General features: G+C 53.2%; 16 protein-coding genes and 2 tRNA genes. 4 read left to right on the top strand and 14 right to left on the bottom strand.

Annotated elements, in window-relative coordinates:
• The first annotated feature begins 152 nt into the window (after window positions 1–152).
• Window positions 153–326 (top strand): hypothetical protein, encoded by a 174-nt coding sequence (locus ACFO1S_RS05870; protein ID WP_465251297.1) that lies wholly within the window; start codon window positions 153–155, stop codon window positions 324–326.
• A 63-nt stretch (window positions 327–389) separates the two neighbouring features.
• Here ACFO1S_RS05870 and ACFO1S_RS05865 read toward each other — a convergent pair.
• From ACFO1S_RS05865 to ACFO1S_RS05825, 9 genes are all read right to left on the bottom strand, one after another.
• Window positions 390–465, bottom strand: a tRNA-Thr gene (locus ACFO1S_RS05865).
• A gap of 168 nt (window positions 466–633) precedes the next feature.
• Window positions 634–2,178 carry a choice-of-anchor Q domain-containing protein gene (locus ACFO1S_RS05860; RefSeq protein ID WP_204606081.1) on the bottom strand — a complete coding sequence of 515 codons (1,545 nt, stop codon included), beginning with the start codon at window positions 2,176–2,178 and terminating at the stop codon, window positions 634–636.
• Between the two features lie 147 nt (window positions 2,179–2,325).
• Window positions 2,326–3,261, bottom strand: coding sequence for a carbohydrate kinase family protein (locus ACFO1S_RS05855; RefSeq protein WP_204606082.1), 936 nt, complete (start codon window positions 3,259–3,261; stop codon window positions 2,326–2,328).
• Between the two features lie 15 nt (window positions 3,262–3,276).
• The gene (locus tag ACFO1S_RS05850) at window positions 3,277–4,482 is read right to left on the bottom strand and encodes an MFS transporter (protein ID WP_204606083.1); all 1,206 of its coding nucleotides are present in this window, start codon (window positions 4,480–4,482) and stop codon (window positions 3,277–3,279) included.
• Between the two features lie 42 nt (window positions 4,483–4,524).
• A complete protein-coding gene (locus ACFO1S_RS05845) occupies window positions 4,525–5,352 on the bottom strand; it encodes a carbohydrate ABC transporter permease (RefSeq protein ID WP_204606084.1) in 828 nt (275 codons plus the stop codon).
• A 10-nt stretch (window positions 5,353–5,362) separates the two neighbouring features.
• Window positions 5,363–6,247: a carbohydrate ABC transporter permease gene (locus tag ACFO1S_RS05840; protein ID WP_204606085.1), complete on the bottom strand. Its 885-nt coding sequence runs from the start codon at window positions 6,245–6,247 to the stop codon at window positions 5,363–5,365.
• A 64-nt stretch (window positions 6,248–6,311) separates the two neighbouring features.
• The gene (locus ACFO1S_RS05835; protein ID WP_204606086.1) at window positions 6,312–7,610 is read right to left on the bottom strand and encodes an ABC transporter substrate-binding protein; all 1,299 of its coding nucleotides are present in this window, start codon (window positions 7,608–7,610) and stop codon (window positions 6,312–6,314) included.
• 59 nt (window positions 7,611–7,669) lie between these two features.
• The gene (gene melA / locus ACFO1S_RS05830; RefSeq protein ID WP_204606087.1) at window positions 7,670–8,974 is read right to left on the bottom strand and encodes an alpha-galactosidase; all 1,305 of its coding nucleotides are present in this window, start codon (window positions 8,972–8,974) and stop codon (window positions 7,670–7,672) included.
• Window positions 8,975–9,277: 303 nt separating this feature from the next.
• A complete protein-coding gene (locus ACFO1S_RS05825; RefSeq protein WP_204606088.1) occupies window positions 9,278–10,318 on the bottom strand; it encodes a LacI family DNA-binding transcriptional regulator in 1,041 nt (346 codons plus the stop codon).
• 610 nt (window positions 10,319–10,928) lie between these two features.
• Between ACFO1S_RS05825 and ACFO1S_RS05820 the strand changes: the two genes are divergently transcribed.
• Window positions 10,929–11,429 carry a hypothetical protein gene (locus ACFO1S_RS05820; RefSeq protein WP_204606089.1) on the top strand — a complete coding sequence of 167 codons (501 nt, stop codon included), beginning with the start codon at window positions 10,929–10,931 and terminating at the stop codon, window positions 11,427–11,429.
• 312 nt (window positions 11,430–11,741) lie between these two features.
• Here the strand turns inward: ACFO1S_RS05820 and ACFO1S_RS05815 are convergent.
• Window positions 11,742–11,817: transfer RNA gene (locus tag ACFO1S_RS05815), tRNA-Thr, on the bottom strand.
• Between the two features lie 240 nt (window positions 11,818–12,057).
• On the opposite strand from ACFO1S_RS05815, the gene ACFO1S_RS05810 reads away from it, so the two are divergent.
• Complete coding sequence (locus ACFO1S_RS05810) at window positions 12,058–12,717, top strand: response regulator (RefSeq protein WP_204606090.1); 660 nt, start codon at window positions 12,058–12,060, stop codon at window positions 12,715–12,717.
• Between the two features lie 37 nt (window positions 12,718–12,754).
• Here the strand turns inward: ACFO1S_RS05810 and ACFO1S_RS05805 are convergent, their stop codons facing one another.
• A complete protein-coding gene (locus ACFO1S_RS05805; RefSeq protein ID WP_204606091.1) occupies window positions 12,755–14,158 on the bottom strand; it encodes an ATP-binding protein in 1,404 nt (467 codons plus the stop codon).
• Window positions 14,159–14,349: 191 nt separating this feature from the next.
• Between ACFO1S_RS05805 and ACFO1S_RS05800 the strand changes: the two genes are divergently transcribed.
• The gene (locus tag ACFO1S_RS05800) at window positions 14,350–14,958 is read left to right on the top strand and encodes a DUF3298 and DUF4163 domain-containing protein (RefSeq protein WP_204606092.1); all 609 of its coding nucleotides are present in this window, start codon (window positions 14,350–14,352) and stop codon (window positions 14,956–14,958) included.
• Window positions 14,959–15,071: 113 nt separating this feature from the next.
• Here ACFO1S_RS05800 and ACFO1S_RS05795 read toward each other — a convergent pair whose 3' ends face one another.
• The 3 genes from ACFO1S_RS05795 to ACFO1S_RS05785 all read right to left on the bottom strand — a co-directional run bounded on the left by ACFO1S_RS05795 (window position 15,072) and on the right by ACFO1S_RS05785 (window position 17,577).
• Entirely contained in the window at window positions 15,072–15,773 is a 702-nt protein-coding gene (locus ACFO1S_RS05795) for an SDR family NAD(P)-dependent oxidoreductase (RefSeq protein ID WP_204606093.1), read from the bottom strand.
• Window positions 15,774–15,786: 13 nt separating this feature from the next.
• Window positions 15,787–16,242, bottom strand: coding sequence for a VOC family protein (locus tag ACFO1S_RS05790; protein ID WP_378126403.1), 456 nt, complete (start codon window positions 16,240–16,242; stop codon window positions 15,787–15,789).
• Between the two features lie 168 nt (window positions 16,243–16,410).
• Window positions 16,411–17,577, bottom strand: coding sequence for a phosphodiester glycosidase family protein (locus tag ACFO1S_RS05785; RefSeq protein WP_378126402.1), 1,167 nt, complete (start codon window positions 17,575–17,577; stop codon window positions 16,411–16,413).
• Between the last annotated feature and the right edge of the window lie 64 nt (window positions 17,578–17,641).

Raw genomic sequence — 17,641 nt, 5'->3', positions numbered from 1 at the left:
TTCCCTGCTGGAGTAAAGCTGCTCTTTAGAATTGAGACTTTGTTCTTACGCAAATCCCGAATTAGCGAAATTAGTCCTATTGGTTTATTTTTCCGCCCCTAGGGTAATACGGCTTAACGGCATTTTACTACTCCATACGGGCGGTGATTCAATTGAGGGATATGAGGGACAGCATTCATGCAATGGATGATGAATTCCTGATTAACCGGTTCCATGTCGCTTCCGAGCAGTCGGCAGATGACGAGTGGATTCAGCTGCTTCTAGGAGAAATCCTGGAGCGCGAGCTGACGATTGAAGAGGTATGGCTTGGACTCCGATTGCACTAGCTTGCTGCACGCGCAAAAATCCCCTTCCCGTCAGGACGGAAAGGGGATTCATTATTTGGGAAATGGTGCCGACTAGAGGACTTGAACCCCCAACCTACTGATTACAAGTCAGTTGCTCTACCAATTGAGCTAAGTCGGCATTTTGTTGCTCACAAGAAAATATTCTACCATCCTTCTTCTTCGTTTGCAAGATATAATTTACGAGGCTTAACTTGCCATCTTCATCACATTTTTCAACTTCAATAAGGATTGTCCCTGAGCTCAGTTAGCTCCAGGGACAATCCTATATCGCAAACGATTAGGCGATTTACGAACGCTCGTCCGCGCCGATATCTACGCCAGTCCCCTGCACTCTCGCATCTCCGTCAATATCATAGGTTCCGATAATGGACAGATCGGTAATTCCCGCGTTGATGGCTAGGGAGGACGCCGTCAGATGCAAATCTCCCGCTGCGGCATTCACCAAGAGCGGGTCCGTAAACAAGGAGTTGGCGTCGTTGCCGCTCGCCGTCTTGTAGGCGGAGAACCCGGTGTAGGTCACGCCCTTCCAGCGCCACTTGGCCCCAGTGGAGCCGCCCGGAGCATCATACAGATTGTAGTCGATGACGTTTCCGCTGTTGAGCGTATAGTCGTTATAGAACAGAATATTGCTGGAGCTGGCCACCATAATATTGTTTTTCACAATATTGTTTTTCGTATCGTATTGAATAAGCAGCTGACCGCCATTCAAGCCCTTCGTATCGTTCTTGTACAGCGTATTGCCTACGATCACGCAATTGGCGGTCGAGCCGCGGGCGGTGTCATAGCCGCCCATCGCGATCCCCGTATAGTTGTTATTGTAGACGAAATTGTTGCGAATCGTAATTCCACTGGTTGATTTGCCGGCATGCTCGCTGGCGATTTCGATGCCGATATCGTTGTTGTAGCTATAGTTCATTTCAATGATACTATCCTTGCCCCCATCCACGTAAATACCGTCCGCGCCATACGACCCGTTGGGAAGCGTGCGGCCATAAGAAGGATTGTTGACAGAGGTGATGTTGTAGACGGTGTTCCCTTTGACAACGCCGTTGCGGGCCTGATCGTAAGCCGTAGAAGGCGCCGTGCCCTCGAAGCCGATCAGATCGATGCCAATGTTGTCGTTGTCGTGGACCAGATTGTTCGTAATATAGAAAGTATCGACGTTGCCGTTGACGACCAGCGATTCGCTGGAGCCGAGCACGAGGTTGTAAAGCTCGTTGCCGTCTATGGTCAGATTGTTCAGGGAAGCAGGAGCCTTCGTGCCGTATACGGCAATTCCGTGCGCATCCCGGCCTGCCAGATTAGAGCTCAGCGTTGCCGTATTTTTAATATCGTGAATTTTATTATTTCGAATTTCGATGTTGCTCCCCGCTCCATGGATAAAGATACCCATCGGCACTCTGTTTTTCGTGCTCGTCTGAAGATTGCGGATTTCAAAGCCTTTGACGACGATATAGCTGGCATCCTCGATCTCGATCAGGCTGTCTTCCGAAGCCACGCTCAGCCCCGTCCCGTCCAGAACTGCCGTCTGCGAAGCGTAATTCTGGAAGGTAATCGGACCTGCCGCAGCCGAACCGGATCGCGTAATTTTCAGCTTCTGATTATATACGCCGCCCATGACGTGCACCGTGCTGCCTGCGGGAACCGTGTTGGCGGCATACTGCAGCGTTTTCCAGGCGGTTGTCGTACTCGTCCCGGCATTGCTGTCGCTTCCGGTCGTCGATACGTAATAATCCGTGCCGGCCGCATAGGTGCGACCTTCCGACGTTACAGCCGAAGAGATTCCCAATACCACCATCATTGCCGCAAGCAGGACCATCCACTTCTTCATCCTCATTCATCTCCCGTTCGCTGATTTTTAAAGCTGGCTTACCGTTTGCATGAAGTCACTCAAGCTGCGATCGAACCAACCTTCCCAGGTCGGCCTCACCTCCTTTCCATGTCGGCGCAAAGCGCCCCGCTTTCGCAGAGGCGTCGATCAGCGCTGCCCCGCTATAAACTGCCGCACTTCGTCCGCCGTAGGCGCTCCCTTGACGCCTCCGATCCGAAGGGTCGCCATTGCGCCGCAGGCCGACGCGAAGCGGAGACGTTCCTCGGCCGACGCTCCGTGCAGGGTTGCATACAGAAATCCGGCGTTGAAGGAATCTCCCGCTCCTGTCGTATCGATCGGCGATACGCGGAACGGTTCGGCATGAATCCATGTCCCCGAAGGCTCCAGCAAAGACGCCCCTTCGCTCCCGCGCTTCAAAGCCACGAGCCCCCGCTTCTCGGGAAGGGCGTTCATCAGCCCGGCAGAGTCCGAGGACCCGAAAATATGCTCGGCCTCTGTCTCGCTCGGCACGAAATAATCCGTATGAGCCAGCAGCGAAGCAATGGTCTCGCGATCCCAGCGCTCATGCGGATCATATCCGGTATCGAAGCTGGTCGTCACGCCCTTCTCCCGAACTTGACGGAACAGCTCCTGCCAGTGCGGCTTCATCCCCTCCTGCAGGAAAAACGAGCCGAAATGAAGATGGTCCGCCTCGCGCGCAATCTCGCCTAGAGGAATAAGGCTCGGCTCCACTAACGGAATCGTGCCCATGTAGGTCAACAACGAACGGTCCGTCGGATTGGACAGCGAGAAGGTAACGCCCGTCTTCTCCCGTTCCGTAATCGCCACGTTATCCGTGTTGACGCCATATTGGTTAAGCTGCTCGATGCAGAAGCGACCGTACTCGTCATTGCCTGCGATGGAGACAAACCTTACCTCCACGCCCAACCGGGCAAGCACACACGCGGTAATGGCCGATGAGGAGCCGAGCGTCAGCTCGAAATGCTCGATCAGCTTTTCCTTGTTCGGCTCCGGCTTCACGTCCGGCCCGGACAGTATCGCATCGGGATTCAGTTCCCCGACAATGTAGACGATTTTGCTCATGTTAGTTCCCTCTCTCTAATTCGTGAAATGCTTCGTCCTTCGAAAAGTCAGCCACACCGCGGCGCCTTGCAGAGTTCCCGCGCAAGCGAACGCGATCCAGAGCGCCTCCGCCCGCAGCGAATCGGCGAATGGAAGCAGAACGACCAAGGGGACGACCCGGCCGAAGTTCAGCAGCGATTCGTACAGGACGACGGATTCGATCCGAAAGGCCCCCTTCAGCGGAAGCTTGTCCGTCTCGGCAAAAAAACGGGAAATAAACGTATTGTGATAGACCGGATTCAGACAGGCGACAACGACCAGAAACACAAGCGCCTGCACCGTTCCCGTCCCTCCGGACAGGAGCAGCGCGCCCAGCGCGATGCCGAAGGAGCACACCCCCATATAGACGGGAGCGCGTTCCATCGTCCCCCTGCGGGACATGTAAAAGCTCGACGCCACCGAGACGAGCGATGTCGCCGCCAGCGCAACGCTGACGACATTCTCGCGTTCGAACACCTCATAGAGCAGCAGCGCCGGAATGAAGAGCGTTAGTCCTTCCAGAAATCCGGTGCAGAACCACAGGCCCAGCAGCTTCGTCCATTGCGGATTCCGCCGGGCCATCGCCCCTGTCAAGCCAAGCAGATAACGCCTCCGTCTTGGGGGCTGCTTGCCGATAAGGAGGGAGATCGCGAACACTGCCGCGAACACCGCCAAGGTCAAGCCAAAGGCATACAGATAGCCGGTCAGGCTCACGCTTCCGCCGATCAGCCATCCGCCCGCGAGGGGACCGATCAAGCCAGCCCCCGTAAGCGTCACCGTGCTGATCCCCACATATCGGACCCGATTCATCTTGGCCGACACATCATATAGCAGCACCAGAATGCCGGCCCAGTAGAATCCGACGGCAAGCCCTTGGCAAAGCGCGATCGCACCGTAAACCTCGATGATTCCGTCACCCAGCATCAGGATGAGCGCGAAAAACATCATGTGCAGAATCAGGCTGATTCTAAGGGTATGCAGCCGGTCATACCGTTTCGCGAACCAGCCCCCGATCCAGAATCCGAGCGGCGTCAATACATAGAAGAGCGCGTTGTAAATGAGATTAAGCGCAAACGATTCGCTCAGCCGCAGAAAATAAATGTTGAAGAACGTCAGAGATACCGAGCTTCCGAAAATAAACAGCCCGTGCATCGCCAAGGTCAAGGTCGCTTCCCGTGTCATGCGATCCTTCCGAATAACCATGCGTCAAGCTCCCCTGGAACAGGGACGAACGATCAACCGAATTCACTTGAATCCGGTCATCGTCAGTCCTTTGATGAATTGCTTCTGGAAGATCAGGAAGATGATGACCACAGGAATCATGATCAGCACCGCCGCCGACATGACCACGTTATAGTTCACGACATTTTGCCCGTTGAAGAATACGAGCGCCAGCGGAACGGTCATTTTCGACTCTTCGTTCAAAATAATCAGCGGCCACAAATAGTTGTTCCACGCGGCCATGAACGAGAAGATCGCGAGCGCCGACAACGCCGGCTTGATCTGCGGAAGAACAAGCGACCAGAACGTGCGGAATTCGGACGCTCCGTCCATGCGCGCGGCTTCGATCAATTCGTTCGGAATCGCCTCGATGAACTGCTTTGCCAGGAAAACGCCAAATGCGCTCACAAGATAAGGAATGACGATCGCCGACAGATCGTTAACCAGGTTAAGCTTGGAGATGATGATATAGGTCGGCACCATCACGATTTGAAAAGGAACCATCATCGTGGCCAGAATAACGACGAAGAGCAAGCGCTTGCCCCGGAAACGGAATTTGGCGAAGATGTAGCCGGCCAACGCGCTGGTGAACATCGCGCCGATCGTAACGATAGCCGAGGTCGACAAGCTGTTCAGGAACCAGCGAAAAAAAGGCACCTCTCCAAGCACCTTCCTGTAGCCCGACAGCGTCGGCTCCTGAGGCAGCAGATGATTGGAGGCGGTCAATATTTCCGAATTGCTCTTGAAAGAGGTCAATACCATCCACAGATAGGGCACGAACATAAGCAAAGACCCGATTAACAAAGCCGTAAATAGCAGCATATACGACCATTTCCATTTTTTCGTCCGCATGTCGTCCTCCTTAATGCTCCCATTGGGATCGGCCGATCCGCATCTGGATCAGGGTTAGTATGAGGATAATAATCAGCATGACGAAGGCCATGGCAGACGCATAGCTCATGTTCATGAACGAGAAGGCCTGGTCATAGATGTTCAACGCCAGCACATAGGTTTCATACAATGGGCCGCCCTTGGTCATAATCTGGAACTGCGGGAACATCTGGAAGTAGGAGATGCTGGTCATGATGAAGACAAAGAGCATCGTGCGGCTGAGCATAGGCAGCGTAATACTCCAGAACACATGCCAAGGGGAGGCGCCGTCCAGCTCAGCCGCTTCATAAAGCGAATCCGGAATGGAATCGAGCCCTGCCATGAACAGCACGATATTGTAGCCGACATCCGCCCATAGCGTCATGATGATGACGGACAGAAGCGCCGTGGAAGGATCGGTCAGCCAATCGACCGAAGGCAAGCCCAGCATCTTGAACGCCATGTTCACAACCCCGCTGTCCGCATTAAACATCGTCGTCCAGATGACCGCCGAGCCGGCCAACGGCGCGATCGCGGGAAGGAAGAACATCGTGCGGAAGCTGTTTTTCCAGAAGCGGCCGCGAATCTTGTTAATGCCCATTGCAATCAACAGCGTTACGGCGATATTCGCCGGAATGGCTATCCCCACGAAGGTGAACGTAACTCGCAGCGATTTGTAGAACATATCGTCGGCGAACAGTTCCCGGATATGCTTCAAGCCCGCGAACGGAGTCGAAGAGGATAAGGGAGAATAATCAAAAAACATCAGCACGGTGCCGATTCCGATGGGAATGACCGAGAACACCAAAAATAGAAGAACAATTGGCGTCAGCGATAAGGCGATGAACCTCCGCTCGGATACTTGCTGTTTCGACATCTGTGGACCGCCTCCAAATCTAAGCATCGGGAGGCCTCGAACGCCTCCCGAGCTTCATCATCGATTACTGCTTAGCCTTCAGCATCTTGTTGATGTCGTCCTCCGCCTTCTTCAAACCGTCCTTCACGCTCGTTTTGTCATAGACGATCTGGGCGTACGTATCGTTGATCGCCTTGAAGAAATAATCCCGGTCGGCCAAAGGTCCAATCCAGCGTCCGTTTGGCAGTGCCTCCACAGCCGCCTTCACGGTAGGCGCGCTCTCCAGATACTTCGGATCCTCGGCAACATGCTTATTGGCCGGAATCGAAGAGGTACGGAGATTCCATGCCGACGCATTTTCGTTCTTCATCATGAATTGTACGAATTCCCATGCCGCTTGGGTGTTCGCGCTTTGCTTCGACACAACCTCTCCCCAGCCCGATTCCGCGCTGAACACCGCAGGCTTGTCGCTGTAGGAAGGAATCGGCATATAATCGAAGTCCTGAATATTGAACGTATTGTGTCCTTCCGCGATCGTCCAAGGTCCCGCAGTCGTCATCGCCGATTGGCCTTTGAAGAACACCATATAAGGCTCCTCCGGCGTTCCCAGCTTGGACAGGTCGGTTACCTTGTGCACCTTGACCAAGTCCACCAGCTCTTGCATCGCTTTCTCGGCCTCCGGGCTGGAGAAGTTGACCTGAGTCTGGTCCTGGTTCCAGAAATCGACGCCCTGCTGCTGAATGAGCGCGAGGAAGTAGAACACGACGCTATCGTTGGAGGTAATATCCAGACCCCGAACGGTAATCTTGTCGCCATTGCGCTTGGTCAGCTTTTTCGCGGTATCGATCAGCTCCGCCCATGTTGCCGGATCCTTGTCGATGCCCGCTTCCTTGAACATTTTGGGATAGCGCAGCGCCGCTGCGTTCTCGATATTGAATTCGTGGGGAACGCCATAGACTTTGCCTTCGTACTGGAAGCCGCCGATAGCTGCGGGATAGACCTCGGCTTCGAGCGCCGCTCCGTCCGCCGCTGGCTCCAGCAAGCCGTTCTTCGCATATTCCCGCACCCAAGTTCCGAACATTTGCACAATATCCGGGGCTGTTTTCGTATTCATCGATACTCTGATCTTCTGAATAAACGCATCGTACGGGAAGACTTGAAGATCGATCGTCACATTGGGCTTCACTTTCTTGTAGTCTTCAATCAGCTTTTTGTTGGCTTCGACGAACGAAGGATTCTCATGCACCCACCAGACGAGCTTGATCGGCTTATCCCCGCCCGCTCCGCTCGAATCGCCGGCATTATTGCCGTTGCTGGAACAACCTGCAAGTACAATGCTTACCATCAACATAAGAGCCACGATCATTGCCAACGTTTTTTTCATGAAACGTTCCCCCTGATTGAATAGATTATGGACCCTTGCCAAGCCTTGCTGCTTGCCGATCAGCGCAGATCCGCAATATACGGCTTCTCCGCCTCGTACAATTCATTGAACATCGATTGGATTTCATCGAGAGAGCAGACTGCGGACGTAAGCGGATCGATCATCAGCGCATGCATCGCGGCTTCCTTGTCGTTGTTCAGAACCGCGGATACCGCAAGCTCGAAGAAGGCCATATTGCTGCGGCACAAGGCTGCCAGATGCTCGGGTAGCTTTCCGAAGTGAGTCGGATGGATGCCGTTGCGATCGATCAGGCATGCGACCTCGACGACTCCGTCATTCGAAAGATTGTCAATCAACCCGGTGTTGGCGACGTTTCCGTAGATGACCTTAGGCGTATGATTAATCATCGCATCCATGATCACCGCCGCATATTCATTGGAGGATTCGAAGCCGATCTCTTCCTGGCCGGAGATGCGGCGCAAGATCTGCTCGTCGTTCTCTTGTCTCCAGATCGGCCAATTGTTGGCGTAGAATCCGGTACCGCCGTTATAGCCCACTCCGCAATGCCGCTCAAGCAAGTCCTCGCGCTTCCGGTAGTAGGGAATATATTCTGAGAAATGACCGCTCGATTCGGATACGAACGCGCCCAGGTACTTCATGGCGTCCAATCTTACCGGATCCTTCCTCAGCAGCTCGGGATTTTTCATCCTCTCTTTAAGCTCGGGATACAAATCCCGTCCGTTCCGCGACAACTCCGTGAACCAGGACATGTGGTTAATGCCGCCCGCTTTCCACTTTAGCTCCTCGTAAGGAACGTCCAAATACTTCGCGAGCTGCGAGGACGTATTCTGAATCGAGTGGCATAAGCCGACGACGGGAATTTGCGTTGTTTTGACCGTGGCCAGCGTCACCGCCGACATCGGATTCGTGTAGTTCAGGATGACGCACTCCGGACAGTAAGCTTCGATATCGCGAATGATTTCCAGCCAGGCCGGAAGCGTTCTCAAAGTTTTGAACAGCCCCCCGGGACCGAGCGTATCGCCGATGCATTGCTTCACTCCGTACTTCAAAGGAATCTCATACTCGTACTTGACGGTTTGAAGCCCGTGAACCTCGATTTGATTAATGACGAAGTTCGAGCCGGGAAGCACTTCCTTGCGATCTGTGGAAGCCGTTACGCTCCATTTCCTGCCTGCAAGGGAAACAACTTTCTCCACCAGCTGTCTGGCCAGATCCAGCCGACCCGGATCAAGATCGATCAGACCAATGGTCAAGTCGTCGCCCAAATTTGGAATATTCGTCATATCCACGACGATGTCTTTGGTGAAACTGCTGCCTGCGCCTATAATCGTCACTTTGTTCATCGATATTCCCCTTTGCAAATCTGATTTTTTGGGCCCAACATTTTAGGTCAATTCCGCAAATTTTGGCCCAAAGTTTTCTAAGACGATCTTATATCTTTTGGGGCAAAAATGTCAATGAAAAAGTTGGCGCTCCTTGCCGGTTTTATAGCTTTTCACAAATTCACCCTCATGGAACAACGGAAAAATAGGCAAAAGTAAATGCATTTCCGCCACGCTCCCCGCATAGCAAAGAGGCTGTCCCCCCTCATCGGGAGGACAGCCTCTTGATCGTCGCCCTGCTCGGACAAGCCGCCGCCGTCTATTCTAGGCCTTGGTCGAAGAGCGCCTGATTTTCAGGTCATAAGGAAGCAGCGCTTTGATCGGAAAGTTCAGCCTTCCCTCCAGGCAATCGGACAACAGATAAGCCGCCGTTTGGCCGATCTCGTATTTAGGAACATGTATCGTCGACAACGGCGGGGAAGTGTATTGGGAAATATCGATATTGTCGACTCCGAAGAAGGCGATGTCATCCGGGACGCGCAGGCCGACTTCCGTAACCGCGCGCATAGCCGCAATCGCCATAACATCGCTTGCCACGAAGAAGGCGGTCGGCAGCTCCGCTCGAGGCTCCTCCTTCACCAACCGGCTCATCAATTCAAAGCTGGTCTCAATCTGCCACTCGGCGTTCAGAATCCACTTGCGCTCCGGTTCGATGCCGGCTTCGAGCAGCGCGTAGCGATAGCCCCGAAATCGCTTCTCGCGAAAGATGTCTCCCGACAACCCCAGGCCGCCGATAAAGCCGATTTTCCGATGTCCTTGCTCGATCAAATGCCGAACCGCCGCTTGAGATGCGGACACCCTGTCGTAAGAAACCGTAGGAATCGTCGGATCGTTCACATCGACGCCGACAATGGTCGGTATGTGCTTCTTGAGCGCCTCGTAGATCGGCGAGTCGATTCCTTCGATAATAATTGCGCCGTCTACGTGGCTGTCCTGAATGATCTGCTGCTGTACCGAAGGATCGCGAAGCTCGTCCCTCGTATGAATGAAAGCCAGACCGTAGCCTCTGTCGGCCAAGCCTTTCTCTATTCCCTTCAACACAAGCGAGAAGTAAGGATACGAATAATTTTCCTGGGGAAGCGAAATAATGCACCCGGCCCGCTTCGTGACCGCAGGCTTTGCGCCCCCGTCCCCCGTCGACCGCCTTGACCACCCGCTGGTTCGGTAACCGAGCTCCTTGGCGGTGATCAAAATCTTTTCCTTCGTAACGGCGTTGACGATTTTGCTGTCATCGTTGTTCAACACCCGAGATACGGTCGATATCGAGACGCCCACCTTCTCGGCAATATCTTTTAAAGTAGCCACTGTTTCACCACCTTGAATTTTTGGGCCCAAATCGAACCTCTTCATCATAGCGAATACAGGACACACCTGTCAAACTGTAATTCCGCACGTCTTAAGCCTCTCTTGTTGCCCACAGCAAAAGGCGTCCCCCGGTATTTCCCGGAAGACGCCCTCCCGCCAGCGATCTTTACTTCCCGCTCGCCCGGCGCGGCATTAAGATTTTCCGTAATCCATCAGCCTGAGCGACACAGCAAGCGATCTCCAGAAATCCGCCGTGCCGGTCGGGTCGCTCATTCGCGCGGTCACCTCTCCGCCGAATTCGGTTAAGAACCATTTCGGAGCGGGAATCTTCTCGCTCGCCCGCTTCGCTTGAGCCGCAAGTATGTTCTGCGACCAAGTTAATAAGACATTATCGCAACATGATCATGAGGTTGTTAGTCTGTAAGTCAATCCCCCGATAATTCAGGATTTTCTTTTTGTATAATTGATCAGCCCAGAGCCGAAGCCCTCGGGCGTGATGGTTTTGGTCATTGCTTCCACATATCGCCATCTTGCGACTTTTATAGTAGAATGATGGCGATCATGCGAGAGTAAAAATACCCCAGAAGATGGGAATAGCGAAGGTGAAACCGTGGAAGAATTGACCACAAATGCACACAATAAACAGATATCTCTAGTTCAAAAAAAATCAAAACTCCCTATTATTCTTTCGTCTATCGCTTTAGTATTATCATTGCTGTCATTTTTCATTACTAAAGCTACGTGGGAAACACTGGCAAAAAGAGTTACGATAATAGATATTGCGCAAAAACTCGAAAACGGTACTGTAACAGATGATTTTTTTCTTAATAGGGCTTCATTCAATGTTACAGGTGATAACAAGGAAGCAAAATTTGATCTCTTAATGCAACCTTCAATGGCTAAAAAATATATGAATCGTGGTCAATTTGATTTACCAGATCAAGAAGTAAAAAATAAAATGATATCATTAATTGACATAGTTAAAGACTATTATGTTGCCTCTAACGGAAATAAAATTGTTCAATGGGATACAATCTCTATTATTGTAACAGTACATAATCATGAAATTGGTACATATAAAAATGGATCCGTAACGCTAAAAGGAGAATAAGTCCCCAAAGGCTTTTTCATGATCAATATCTGAGAGTAGCAGCCCCGGGCGTGATGGTTATTCTCAGTCTAAACTATCTGGATTCAAAGGGAGAATTGAGCGCCGTAACCTTTGAAGACGTATTTACGATCGTGATTAAAAACTTTGGAGACGGAATAACAAAAAAATCCCTATCCCAAGTCTCCCATGAAGATGTTCAACTTTAAAAGACCCCGCCGGCCAAACTTAGAAATTTGTTAGAACAACGCTCGTTAGAACAAAAAAGGCGCGCTCCCGATAACCTCGGAAGGCGCGCCATTACGGTATTCTTTATGGTGCTGATGAAGGGATTCGAACCCCCGACCTACGCATTACGAATGCGTTGCTCTACCAGCTGAGCTACATCAGCAAATCCTTTATTATATTAGTCATTTCCAGAGCAAATGTCAAGTCTTTTGCTTGCCGCATTTTTTATCACACCGATCTGCCTCGGAACCCACGACTCGGAAGCCGCTCATCCTGCGTGGAATGGCGCTTTTCGCCGATTCTCTTGCAATTCGGAACAAGTGATTAAGTCGCAAGCCGCGCTAAGCTCAGGCTGTTCAAATGCGCAGGTTGATCTATAATGGAAAAGAAAGGGGGAAATGGAATGCTGAGAATATTGATTGCAGACGATCAAGCTCTGATGAGGGATGGCTTGCAAACCATTCTCCAATTGGAGGAGGACATCGAGGTGATCGCTGTCGCCGAGAACGGAGAGGAAGCCTGCAGACTGGTCGCTCTCCATAACCCGGATCTGGTGCTGATGGACATCCGCATGCCTGTCATGAACGGAATCGAGGCGGTCAAGAAGCTGCGCATCGAGTCTCCCGACACCCGAGTGCTCGTATTGACGACCTTCGATGAGGATGAATATATTATCGATGCGTTGGCAAGCGGAGCGGTCGGCTTTCTGCTGAAGGACATTCCGACCGAGAAGCTGCTGCAGGCGATTCGAGACGCCGCGCGCGGCGAATTGATGCTGCCCTCCTCGGTTGCCGTCAAGCTCGCCTCGCGGCTCAGCGCTCCGGCTCCGGGACGCGCAGTCGCTGCACGCACCCGCCCCCGCACCGCCGAGTTGAAGTTCACCAACCGGGAACTGAGTATTATCGCGCATATGGTGGAAGGACGCAACAATCGGGAGATCGCTCAGCTTCTCTTCATGAGCGAAGGCACCGTCAAAAATTACATCAGCGGCATCTATGACAAAATCGGAACGAACGATAGAACCCAGGCCGTGATCTGGTTGAAAGACATGGCCATTCTATAACCCGCGCCCGTATATGGCAGGCATTGCATGAGACGGTCTAGCTTCCGGCGACGCGCGGGACCACCGGAAGCCGAAGCTCGAAGCAGCTTCCCCAGCCCTTCTCGCTTTCCAGCTCCAACCGGCCCCCCAGCATTTCGGTCAGCTGTTTACTGATCGCAAGCCCCAGCCCCGAACCTCCGTACCGGCGACTGATCGATCCGTCCGCCTGTTTGAACACCTCAAAGATCGCCTCCTGCTTATCTGCTTCGATCCCGGCTCCCGTGTCCCACACCTGAAAGACGACCTCCTCCTCATCGTGATTTGTTCGGGTCGTCACCCGCAACCCAACCTCTCCCTTTGCCGTGAACTTGAAGGCATTGCCCAGCAGATTGCGCAATATCTGATTCAAGCGCATTGGGTCCGTCGTAATCCAATCGACTGACGCTGCGTGGATTTCCGTCGTGTAGGCAAGGCCTTTGCTTTCCGCAACAGGCCGGAACTGCTCATCCATGAGCTGCAGGATATCCTTAAGAGCAATCGGCTGCAGGACTACATCCAACTTGCCCGCTTCCACCTTCGACAGATCGAGAATGTCGTTTACCAGGCTCAGAAGCTCCCCGCCCGATTGATGAATCAGCCGGGCATAGCGGATGCGGTCCTCCTCCTGCAATTGTTGTTCGATTTGCATTTCCGACAACAGCATGATGCTGTTCAGCGGCGTCTTAAGCTCGTGGGACATATTGGCCAGAAACTCCGATTTGTAGCGGGAAGCCGCCTCCAGCTGAACGGCTTTGTTTTCCAGCTCCACCTTCGCCGCATTCAAATCCTGGGTTCGGGTCCGCAACAGCCGATTCGCTCGGCTTAACTCGTCCATTCGGGATTGATTGTGCTGGAAGTCGCGAATCATCACCAGGAAAAAGAGGCTTAATACGATACTGGTCGGAAGTGTAATAGGCATGATTTTTGTCGCATATTCGCCTAGCGGGATCACGCCGAAGAAGGCGATATTAATCGTATTTGCCGCGTTGATCGCCAGCACGGAGAGGAAAGCCCGCGTCCAATAGGACCATTCCTTGCGTCTATTAAACCAGATGCACAGCAGCGCGGCCAGCACCCCCTGCATCGCCAGGTTGTAACATCCGACCCACGCCGCCGTGTCCAGCCCGAACGTCAATCTCAGTGCGCCTATACTGAGGCCGATAATCATAAGCGTCGCCGGATGGGAGAATACCATCAGACCGAAAATAAGCGGAACGCTTCGCAGATCAAACTTCGCATCGTTACCCACGTCGAAGCTGAAGAACATAGCCAGCCATCCCGCCAATATAAAGATCAGCACCGAAAGTCCGTACTTCGTTGTTTTCGACAGCCTGTCGAGCATAAACTTTCCAAACAGATTAATGAGATAGGCGAATGTAGTCAAGATGCTGATATTGAGCAAGTAGACCTTGAAAATTTGCATCTCGCTTCCCCCTTCATCGTCGCGGCTTGGCGCTGGACGATCTGTTCAATTGTAGCATAATCGGCAGCATAGGGATCGGGTCTGCGGTCGGGAAGCGGGAGAGGCCCGATACGCGGGTCTCTGGCACGAACGGAATAGGTCTTTAGTGCATAGACTGGGAGGACACTAGCCCATCGGCAGGGGGAATAACAATGAACGGGCAGACCTTAATGCTCCCGATTCGGGTTCGAACGTTTACGGCCAAAAATGTTAAGGTGAACGTACCCTACGTGAGCGGTGGAACGACGGTCGCGGCTCGGGAGAAGATGAATGAAGCGATCGCGGCGGAGACGCACGCGCTAATGAAGGAACAAGGCTTCCCAAGCGAGGATATTCAGGAGATGGACGGAACGTTCGAGGTCAAGACCAATGAACGCGGCGTGCTTAGCCTCTCCCTGCTCAATTACGTATTTACGGGAGGAGCGCACGGGAACACGCTGCAGCGCTCGCTTACCTTCGACGCCGACACCGGACGCAGCTACCAGCTGAGCGAGCTGTTCAAGCCCGGCAGCAATTATGAGGAGCGTCTGAACGCGATCATCGAGGCCCAGATCAAGGCGAGGAAGCTCCCTCTGCTCGTCAAGTATCCGGGAATATCTGCGGATCAAGACTTTTATCTAGCGGATAAATCGTTGGTGATTTATTTTCAGCTGTACGATATTGTGCCCTATGCCTGGGGTTTTCCTTACTTCCCAATCTCGGTATTCGAGATCGAGGATATCATAGACGAAGAAGGACCGCTTGGTGTTCTCATCTACTAAGAACTGAACGTACGACGCCTGTTCGCGTTTCTATTAAAAACAGAGGCGCAGGGAATCTCCCGCACCTCTGTTTTTTGATCTGCTCAGCGTAGCCCTTAGGCTTGCATGGCAGATCAGATGGCCAATTCACGCCCCGTGTAGTCCACAAAGAACACATTCTCCCCGACAGCCGTCCGCCCTTCCAGCAAATCCAGCATCCCGCCCGCGCTTTCCGATGCGTTCAGCGGCGCTTGCTCGCCGCCCATGTCGGTGCGCATCCATCCCGGATGCACCGCCAATACGCGGATGCCTCGACCGCGCAGCTCGCTCCCCAATTGCTTGGAGAAATAATTAAGCGCCGCCTTAGAGATGGCGTAAGGATAATCTCCGCCGTAGGCCCTGGAGAAGCTCCCGGACTCGGAGGAAACATTCATGACGACGGCTCCGGATTGCTCCGAGATTAGCGGAACCATATGCTTAGCGACGTTAATCGCGCCAACCACGTTCACATCGAACGATTCCTTCATCATCTGCAAAGCCAGCGATTCGATCTTCAGCTCCCGCCCCTGCAAGATCGCAGCATTGTTCACGATGCCGTCCAGCTTCAAGGACTCCGAGCGCAGCTTGTCCGCTAACGCCGCAGCATCCGCTTCGCTCGTAACCTCCAAGCGCTCGATGCGAATCAGCCCCGGGAATTGCGAGCTTGCAGCGGCCAGGCTCTCCGAAATCTCCGTCGTTTCCCGCACGCATGCGATAACGCTATGTCCACGCTCCGCCGCTAGCTTAACCAGCTCGACGCCGAGCCCTCTTCCTGCCCCGGTTATCAGTATATTCATCCGCTCGTCTCCCTTATCTGTCCTTCTCCAGAAGCTCAATCAACAATTTAAGGTCCTTGAACGTATCCATATAAGCATAACGCCCGCCTGTATACTCGCCTTTCTGCAGCAGCGGCATTCCGCCTGCTTCCAGCAAGGAAATCTTCTCCTTCATTCCCTCGATGACAAATGCGATATGATGGAAGCCCTCTCCGTTGCTGTCGAGAGATTCCCGCCATGTGCTGGGATTGCGGTCGGGTTCAATCAGTTCAAGCTGCAAGGAGCCCATATTGAAGAAGGCCAGCTTCGCCCGCGCCTCCGTCGGCTTCCCGCGATGCTCCGTCTTCGCCTTCTCCGCCTCGTCCGTCCAGAACCACTGCGGCTTGTCGACGCCGAAGAAATCGGCGTAAGCCCGCGAAGTTTTCTCGATGTCGTGAACCAACAGTCCAATTTGCGTAATGACGTTGTTGCCGAGCGCATAATTGACCAAAATGGATCGTCCCCTCTTCGATTGGAATGAGCGACAGTCTTCGACAGACCTGATGATGCTCGCTGTCCACTTCATTATAGCCGGGGATTCCGGGATATGGCTTTCTTTTGCCCAATATTCTTCAAAATCGTCCCTATTCCCCCCCGCGCGAAGCCGCCTTGAGATCGCTCACCATTTTCCCGCATCGATCTCCGACGGCTTTAATCCCGCCCAGATATTAGGGACCTCGATGGCTTCCGGGTTCTCAAATACGAGAAATCCCGTCGGCAAATAACGCTCGCCGGAGGAAGAGGAGGGCTTATTGACGATCTCGCCCTTGTCATTCACCAGCACCGTGGAAGAACCGCCGTCCAGATTCGCCGCAATGACTGCGCCGTGGGACAGCAACACCTCTTGGGCGTCATATAGAGTCGCTCCAATGCTGTATCCCGGCTGACGACCGTCGATCATCAGGAACAGAATCGCGCCGTCCTCCCGTTGGCCCATAACCGTGCGTGGAGCGACGCCCCAGCCTTGGGAGCGGTTGGCAATCAAACCCTTGCCGTTAACGATAATTCTCGGAGAGAAGCTGACCGCTTCCGAAATTCCCAGTTCTATCAGCTCATTCAGCGAATACTTGCCGGCCAGCATCTTGCCCTGCTTGTCGATTCCGACGATCTGAACGCTTTTCTTGCTGCCCAGCCCGTTGTAGTATACTTTGCCCCCGCTGATCACCAGCCCGATCGGTTTAAATCCGTTGCCTCTCCAATTGGGGTCGGAGAAGCCTCCCGCATTCACGCCGGCAATCGCTCCCGTCCTCTTCACCATGCTGGATACCTTTTCCCCGCGGCCTTTCTTGGCCGGCACGACAAGCCGAATCTTCTTCGGATCGCGCACCGTCAACAAGAAGCCGTGGAAGCCCTCCCCGTCGATTTCCTCGACAGAGGTAAGCGCTTCGGACTGCTCTTGCGTTCCCTCATCCGGCTCTGCCTCGGCCGGTATCGTATGCGTGTCGCGCTCCTCGCCCATTTCCTCGAACTGCTGCACATATTGCGCAACCCGCTCTCGAAGAGCCTTCTCTCCGATAATATACTTTGCCCATTCGCGATGCTGGGTCGTGATGAGCGTATCCGCCAACATATAGCGATAGGTATTTCCCGAGGGAGTCAAATAAAACCAGATCGCGAACAGGGCGACCAGGGTGCAGCCCGCTATGAAAAACAGCTTATATAATCGCCACAGTAGCGATCTCTTCCTGCGTGCAGGCGGCTTCCTTCGGTTGGGCGAGGCTACCGCCGCACTCCCGGTTAAAGAAGCAGACGCCGCTTTCGTTGATCTTGGCGGTAAGGGTGCCATAGCGTTCATGCTCCTTTGCATGTTTGTCGGTACCTCCTATATACGACTCATCCGGCCAAGTTGT

Origin of the sequence: Cohnella boryungensis (assembly GCF_042651945.1) — a bacterium.
GTDB classification, from domain to species: Bacteria; Bacillota; Bacilli; order Paenibacillales; family Paenibacillaceae; genus Cohnella; species Cohnella boryungensis.
This window is presented reverse-complemented; position numbering and strand designations above follow the sequence as displayed.

Coding starts and splice junctions, on each gene's coding strand:
- ACFO1S_RS05860 (WP_204606081.1), bottom strand. CDS start 2,178: ATGAAGAAGTGGATGGTCCTGCTTGCGGCAATGATGGTGGTATTGGGA.
- ACFO1S_RS05855 (WP_204606082.1), bottom strand. CDS start 3,261: ATGAGCAAAATCGTCTACATTGTCGGGGAACTGAATCCCGATGCGATA.
- ACFO1S_RS05850 (WP_204606083.1), bottom strand. CDS start 4,482: ATGGTTATTCGGAAGGATCGCATGACACGGGAAGCGACCTTGACCTTG.
- ACFO1S_RS05845 (WP_204606084.1), bottom strand. CDS start 5,352: ATGCGGACGAAAAAATGGAAATGGTCGTATATGCTGCTATTTACGGCT.
- ACFO1S_RS05840 (WP_204606085.1), bottom strand. CDS start 6,247: ATGTCGAAACAGCAAGTATCCGAGCGGAGGTTCATCGCCTTATCGCTG.
- ACFO1S_RS05835 (WP_204606086.1), bottom strand. CDS start 7,610: ATGAAAAAAACGTTGGCAATGATCGTGGCTCTTATGTTGATGGTAAGC.
- melA (WP_204606087.1), bottom strand. CDS start 8,974: ATGAACAAAGTGACGATTATAGGCGCAGGCAGCAGTTTCACCAAAGAC.
- ACFO1S_RS05810 (WP_204606090.1), top strand. CDS start 12,058: ATGCTGAGAATATTGATTGCAGACGATCAAGCTCTGATGAGGGATGGC.
- ACFO1S_RS05805 (WP_204606091.1), bottom strand. CDS start 14,158: ATGCAAATTTTCAAGGTCTACTTGCTCAATATCAGCATCTTGACTACA.
- ACFO1S_RS05800 (WP_204606092.1), top strand. CDS start 14,350: ATGAACGGGCAGACCTTAATGCTCCCGATTCGGGTTCGAACGTTTACG.
- ACFO1S_RS05795 (WP_204606093.1), bottom strand. CDS start 15,773: ATGAATATACTGATAACCGGGGCAGGAAGAGGGCTCGGCGTCGAGCTG.
- ACFO1S_RS05785 (WP_378126402.1), bottom strand. CDS start 17,577: ATGGCACCCTTACCGCCAAGATCAACGAAAGCGGCGTCTGCTTCTTTA.